General features: G+C 53.6%; 2 protein-coding genes. Both read right to left on the bottom strand.

What is annotated here, in order from left to right; genetic code table 11:
• Positions 1-87: 87 nt before the first annotated feature.
• Positions 88-2325 carry a TrlF family AAA-like ATPase gene (locus HWX76_RS36360; RefSeq protein ID WP_176017105.1) on the bottom strand — a complete coding sequence of 746 codons (2238 nt, stop codon included), beginning with the start codon at positions 2323-2325 and terminating at the stop codon, positions 88-90.
• A 303-nt stretch (positions 2326-2628) separates the two neighbouring features.
• The gene (locus tag HWX76_RS36355; protein WP_176017104.1) at positions 2629-3204 is read right to left on the bottom strand and encodes a recombinase family protein; all 576 of its coding nucleotides are present in this window, start codon (positions 3202-3204) and stop codon (positions 2629-2631) included.
• Positions 3205-3733 lie beyond the last annotated feature (529 nt).

Raw genomic sequence — 3733 nt, 5'->3', positions numbered from 1 at the left:
GCTGTCCGTGAATCTCGACTTCTTCATTCTGTAGAACTCCCTCAACGAGAAAATTCTACTTCTGATCCCGCCGGTTCTGCGGGGGGATTACCGCAACTCCTTCGCCTGAGTCGCGAACGTTGGAAGATGCTCGATTGCGGTTTGTATCTGAGTAATGCTGCCGAGGATCTCAATGGTCCCCACGATTGCATCGCGCGCTTCTTGCCATCGCTGCAAAGCAGCTTTGTATTCCTCGTAAGCCTTCTGAGGCGCGGATAAATCTGCCGTGATTTTGGCGATGCTATTTCCAACCATCTCCTTCTGCAGGAAAAGCCCTTCGACAGTTTCCGGGCTAAGTTGCAAATTTAACTGCTTCGCTTGCTCCTCCGCGTGGCTGCGTATGGTCTCTACCTGGGCAATCGTCAGATCCATGTCCGCCAGGACCGGCAAGCTAACTCCCAATTCGGTCGCGTCAGCTTGAGCATCACGGACAGCGGCCTCATATTGCCGCTTCAGGTTGGCCAACTTACCCAGCAGTCGCTCTGCTGTGGTTCGGCGTTTCGTTTCATCGGTGATCTTCTGATTGACCGACGCAACTTCGTGGTTGATTGCGTCGAGTTGCCCTTGCAATTTCTGCAACTCTTGGGCTGTTTGCTTACCCATTTCCTCTAGTGTCGGATCGAGATCCGGTGCGGCGACCACTCCTGGCTTGACCAGGTCGTGCGCCTGCAGTTCCCGCTGCTTGGCTTCCAATTGTGCGTCAAGTGCTCGCCGATATTCAGGCGTTAACCGATCCTCGTGAGCGACAATTTCACGATTGATCGCCTTGACCTGGTCGACGAGAAAGTCGATAGCTTTCTGTGTCTCCTGCGAGCGGCTGCGCAGGAGCTCATCGAGCGACGTATGGCCCAATTGCTCGGCCGGAGAAACGTGTGAAAAAATCACGTTCTGGAGTTCAGAGTAGAACTGTCCGTCGCTACCGAGACTCACTTCATTGCAGATTGTCTCAAGGTAGTCCTGCGGTATGTACTTGATGGTTTCGAGCACACCTTCCGGCGGCTTCTCATCGAGCCGTATGGGCTCGGTACTCGTTCCATCGCCCCAACTCGCGAACGCCTCGAAATGCTTGGCTTTGTTGTTTTTTCTGTCTCGAAAGCGTTCAGGATGCAAAAAACTGAATTCACCGTCACGTGACGTATTGCCAATCAACCCCAGGATGTCAGCCAGTGCGCTCTTTCCGCTTCCCTTGTTTCCGATGATTGCCACAAGCTCGGGGTTCAACGGTAGCTGATGATCGAACCAGGTCTCCGCAAGGCTTGAGTCGCTTGTCTTGCGAATGGTGAGCTCACGCAAGATCTTGGTCGGTCGGCCGCGCACCGATTCCAAGCTCGGCGGGCAGGCACCGACATAGACACGGCTATCTGGCTCGTTGATCGTTTGTAGCAGCCCTCGAAATGTCGGATCTGCTTTTATCCACGTGTAGCGTTCGTCGTCCGGCTCAAACAGTTCGTCAAATGCATGCGAGTCTGAACTATGAAGACAGGGCTTAAATGTACGAAACTCTGCGAGGTATTCATCCGGAGTGCTGTGTCGCTGTCCCAGCGCAAATGCACGCGTATTCGCATTACTAGAGAACAAGATATGTGACTTCTGAATCAAGACCTTGCGCAACATATGACCTTGCCCATTCCAACTGACGCCGGATAAATCTTCGTCACAAGGAACGCAGAAAACATATCGATTCGCAAATAATGCCTCTTGCTTCTGCAATTCGGTTGAAATCGCTTTGGTGTCAATCGTAGCTTGCATCAGCCCCACGAAAATATCGGAGTGCCTCTGGAAATTTGTATGTTGAGCCTTTAGCGTTCGCCCGAGTTGCTCAAGATTTGCGCGTGTGAGGGAGGCTTCTTGGTCAATCCCAGCGGGGTTGCCTTCGCTTGTGAACGATAATCGAGCGAGGAAATTGTCCCGAATGTCATCAGGAGAGACGTCATCCGAAAAAATTACGTGATAGTTCACCCGGTTACTATTGACCAGGATATTGGTCCTTAGCTCGACATTTGCGAAGAGCTTAATTTCCTGGGCGGCCTGAACTTTATCCACGCCAATCAGGCTCGCAAGTCGATCTACGTCATGTTGAAGCTCGCGCAGATATCTGTATCCGTCAACCAAAAAATAGTCTGTGACACCGATTACCGCAATATTCTTTTCAATCGCTTTCGTGAAAAAAACCTTGGCGTAGGCTTCAAGGTCAGTCCCGAAGCCATTATTCAATGCAGAGTAAGGTGTGTGAACCTGCAAGTCCCAAATCCGCCACTCTGCGCCCCGCGGATACTTTGCCCCCATGCTCCCCCCTATCCTCTGATTAATTCGTTAACTTCAGCTTTGACAGGACAGGTTCCGATCCTGTGCAGTGGACCAACGCAATCATACGGCACATATGGAAAAATCAAATGTTCAGCGTGATGAATTTTCACCTACGCGGCATGCGGTTAACGAGCGTCTTTAAAGGCTAGGAAGCGAACGCCCGATTCCTGGCGCATACCGTGCGCCCGAAGTAGCGAATCGAAAGTCTGCCATGGGTCGGGATGAGTCGGTCGAGCCAGGCAGTAGAGAACGTCGATGCAACCGACGTCTAGCGCTTCTTGATCAAGCGTGCTGCACCGCCTTCAGTATGGTCGGGTGAGATACGGCATATTCTTTCGCCAACCCCCGCGCGGTCGCGCCTGCCGCAATCTTTCGCCGAATCTCTTCCTTCTGATCCGGCGTGAGGGCATCTTTGCGACCCAACTTCTTGCCCTCGGCTTTCGCGCGCGCCAGCCCCGCATGTGTGCGTTCAATGAGCAGGTCCCGTTCGAACTGGGAAACGGCCGCGAGCACCGTCATGTGCAGCTTTCCGGATGCGCTGGTCAGATCGACGCCCTTGAGCGCGAGGCAATGGACATGAACGCCAATCTCGGCGAGCCGCTCGACCGTCGCGAGCACGTCGGTTGTGTTACGGCCCAGCCGGTCTAGCTTGGTGACGACGAGCGTATCGCCATCGTCTAGCCGCTCCAGTAGCTTCGAGAAGCCGGGCCGCTCGACGGCTGGGACGCTGCCGGAAATAGTCTCCGTGATCGTATGGCGCGGCTGAATGGCGAAGCCCGCGCTACTGGCTTCTAGCAGTTGGTTGTCGGTAGTCTGCTCGGCCGTGGACACGCGAGCGTAGAGAAACGTGCGGGACATGATTTTCACCGGTAAACAAACATGGAAATCATATTATACGGTAATCAATCACCCGAGCCGGAATTTCTTACCACCGCAGGGGCGCTTCCCGCAGCGGTCAGCAACCGGACGATTTACTACCGGTATTCGGCGTCAACTCATGGGCGGGGCGAGGGCTCGTGGCGGTCAGCATTGCAATCCAATGGGGTACGAGCGAGAATCGAACAAGGTCAGCCCCGATTCACCATGATCGACGGCCGCAAACGACTCAGCTGGAGCAAGAAAGCAACGGTGCTTGGACATGTTCAACCTAGATCAAACCCCCTACGTTCTGGATTTCTCAGCAGAAACCGAGTTAAGCAATCGACTAAAGAAGGTCGAGGAGCGGATGGCTGTGCTTCGCAGCACCGGAGCACTCAGTGCAGACACCATAAAGCATTACTATGGGGAAAAGCGGTTTGAGCTTGCTCCCGAAAAACGAATCCCTTGCTGAGCGTTTAAACTCAAGCAAGGAGAGTCAAGAAGATGAACAAGGCGAAACGAGCGCGCT

Source organism: Burkholderia sp. BCC0398, assembly GCF_902833245.1.
GTDB classification, from domain to species: Bacteria; Pseudomonadota; Gammaproteobacteria; order Burkholderiales; family Burkholderiaceae; genus Burkholderia; species Burkholderia sola.
This window is presented reverse-complemented; position numbering and strand designations above follow the sequence as displayed.

Excerpts from the sequence above, each read along its gene's own strand:
- HWX76_RS36360 (WP_176017105.1), bottom strand. The coding sequence starts at position 2,325 with ATGGGGGCAAAGTATCCGCGGGGCGCAGAGTGGCGGATTTGGGACTTG.
- HWX76_RS36355 (WP_176017104.1), bottom strand. The coding sequence starts at position 3,204 with ATGTCCCGCACGTTTCTCTACGCTCGCGTGTCCACGGCCGAGCAGACT.